Source organism: Thermanaerothrix sp. (assembly GCA_026417795.1).
In the GTDB taxonomy this organism is placed as follows: Bacteria; Synergistota; Synergistia; order Synergistales; family Synergistaceae; genus Thermanaerovibrio.
This window is the reverse complement of the sequence record JAOACP010000084.1, coordinates 1-1,978: the sequence shown is the minus strand read 5'-3', so window position 1 is coordinate 1,978 and position 1,978 is coordinate 1. Positions and strand designations below refer to the sequence as shown.

Genomic DNA, 1,978 nt, shown 5'->3' with positions numbered 1-1,978 from the left:
CTTGAAGGGTCCCCATCGGGCAAAGGGCACACCAGGAGCGAGGCTTAAAGAAAAAACCCAGGAGAGAACTAATACCCACCGACAGAATGTAAATAGCCCAAAAAATCCGTCCAACCTGGGCCCAGGTCTGACCAAAACGGGCTATGAGGTTTATCATACAAAAAAACATAAACCCACAAAGGGCTCTCCGAAGTTCTGGCGTATACAACCACGGTGGCAGCCGATGTTTTCTGGAAACCTTCCCCAGAACCGCCGTAAGGTATGTGCCATTCGGGCATACCTTCCCGCAAAAATAACGGGTATACCGAAAACTAAGCCCCACCGCCAGCACTATCAATATGATCACCAAGAATCCCAGAAAAGGGAAAAAATAACCGCCCACACTTACCATTGCGACAAAAATAACCGATAGGACAGAGGGCCATTTTTTATGTTGGGTTACGCTGTCTGGTCTATTCATGATTTAAATATATATTATTTTGACAATATAATAAATATATCATACATCCAGAACTATCTTTTCGAACAAGAAAGAAGAGACCCAGGCTTTTTTCTTTATCTAAATACAAGACTTTATTCTGTATGGTAGCGCCCCGGCGAGGCTTTTCGGAGAGTAGAGGTTTTTCTTTGTTAGAAGGGCTCCCCAATTCCCAAAGGCCCTTTTCAGGAAGAACTATTTTTCTTTCCGATATCGATACACATGGATGGATTCTTTCGTAACAAGCCCTTCTATCATAATTTCATCCAGGAAGGGAAGGAGCATATCTATCTTTTCTTCCCTGTCGACTATTTCGATTACAATGGGTAGGTCCGCAGAAAGGGTAAGAATCCCCGCAGAATGCATATGGCTGTGGGCCCCAAAGCCCATAATCCCCCGCAAAACCGTAGCTCCCGAGAGTTTTAGTTCCCGGGCCTTAAGGACTATCTGTTCATACACGGGCCGTCCATGATACATGTCGGATTCGCCCAGATAAATTCTCAGAAGCACATCATCTTCTTCAAAATGCATCGATTACCCCCTCGCCTTATATGATAGATCCTTAGTATATCACCATTCTCTGCCAATGGGCGTACAAAAATTTATCTCCTTCCGGCACATAAAGGTTCTTTACCCGTTATATTCTGTTTGCCTGGGCCAGGAGGATACCAAGGACGATGGCCGCAAAACTTACCACATTGTTAAGGAAAAAGTTCCAGAAGGCGGCCCCATATTGTCCCTTTTGTAAAAGGGTCACCGTTTCTAAGGCATAGGTAGAAAAGGTGGTATAGGCCCCTATGAACCCAATGGTTATCAAAAAACGGTAATTTTGAGAAAGGGCGGCCCTATTGATAACCGTAAAAAAGAAGCCCATTAACAGGGAACCACTCACATTCACGACCAGGGTTCCCAGGGGAAAGGCCGTGAAAATTCGTTCTGATACAAAACGGGATACCACAAAACGAAAAAAGGCCCCTAGGCCCCCGCCCACTAGAATAAGAGAAAGGTTGATAAGATTCATGATGGGTATACTATAAGAAGACCAACAAAAAAAGACAATAATAAAAAACCCCATCCTTTTTTGCGGTTATCCGCCGTTGGTTATTTTATACCCCAGGCATTACAATTACTTTCATGATAAGCAATTCAGAAGAAATACAAAATTGGGAAAAAGTCTTCCTTATAGAACAGGGCAAGGAAGTACACAGCAAACGCCTTGCAAGGGAACTTTCTATCCGTGATTTATCCCAACTGATTGGGGTACATCGTAATTACCATTACCGCTATTGAACAGGGCAAACATGATTATTCCTCTATCATAGGCACCAACTTGTTTTCTGTATTGGGCGCAAAATCAGTGCATATTACTAGAAATGCGGAACTTCTTGAGATAGGAGCCGACTCCTTTAGTATTGAACAGGTCAGGGACATTATTAAAATGCGTCCGTCCAACCAGATCATGATTATAGGTAAACAGATTCGGAGTTTCAGAAAGTCCCG

Annotated in this window: 3 protein-coding genes; 1 reads left to right on the top strand and 2 read right to left on the bottom strand. The window is 43.4% G+C overall.

Annotated elements, in window-relative coordinates; translation table 11 throughout:
- Positions 1-673: 673 nt before the first annotated feature.
- Positions 674-1,009 carry a DUF190 domain-containing protein gene (locus tag N2315_09180; protein ID MCX7829346.1) on the bottom strand — a complete coding sequence of 112 codons (336 nt, stop codon included), beginning with the start codon at positions 1,007-1,009 and terminating at the stop codon, positions 674-676.
- Positions 1,010-1,115: 106 nt separating this feature from the next.
- Positions 1,116-1,499 (bottom strand): fluoride efflux transporter CrcB, encoded by a 384-nt coding sequence (crcB, locus tag N2315_09175; GenBank protein MCX7829345.1) that lies wholly within the window; start codon positions 1,497-1,499, stop codon positions 1,116-1,118.
- Between the two features lie 234 nt (positions 1,500-1,733).
- On the opposite strand from crcB, the gene N2315_09170 reads away from it, so the two are divergent.
- A partial coding sequence (locus N2315_09170; protein MCX7829344.1) for a hypothetical protein occupies positions 1,734-1,978 on the top strand: 245 nt, incomplete at its 3' end.